General features: G+C 47.1%; 1 protein-coding gene. It reads left to right on the top strand.

All coding sequences use genetic code 11. The features are described 5' to 3' along the window. Window positions 1–206: hypothetical protein (locus M8318_RS00065; protein WP_262660561.1), on the top strand; the 206-nt coding region annotated here is incomplete at its 5' end. Between the last annotated feature and the right edge of the window lie 49 nt (window positions 207–255).

Below are 255 nucleotides of genomic sequence, written 5' to 3'. Positions count from 1 at the left end.
GCGCCTCCATCGACACGGCAGATGTGAATCACTTCACACAAACAGCCGGGTCGGTTGAAGAGAAAAGCGAAAATAAACGCTTGACTCTGAAAGAGGAAGGCGTAATATACGCCACCTCGCAACGGTGGGCGAAAGCCGCGTTGCACTGCTCTTTAACAATTTATCAGACAATCTGTGTGGGCACTCAAAGTGACATGGATTCTTAACGTCGCAAGACGATAAATGAATACCAAAGTCTCTGAGTGAACATACGTA

Origin of the sequence: Leclercia tamurae, from assembly GCF_025566055.1 — a bacterium.
Classification (GTDB): domain Bacteria; phylum Pseudomonadota; class Gammaproteobacteria; order Enterobacterales; family Enterobacteriaceae; genus Enterobacter; species Enterobacter tamurae.
The sequence above is the reverse complement of the archived record's forward strand: the minus strand, read 5'-3'. Positions and strand labels throughout refer to the sequence as shown.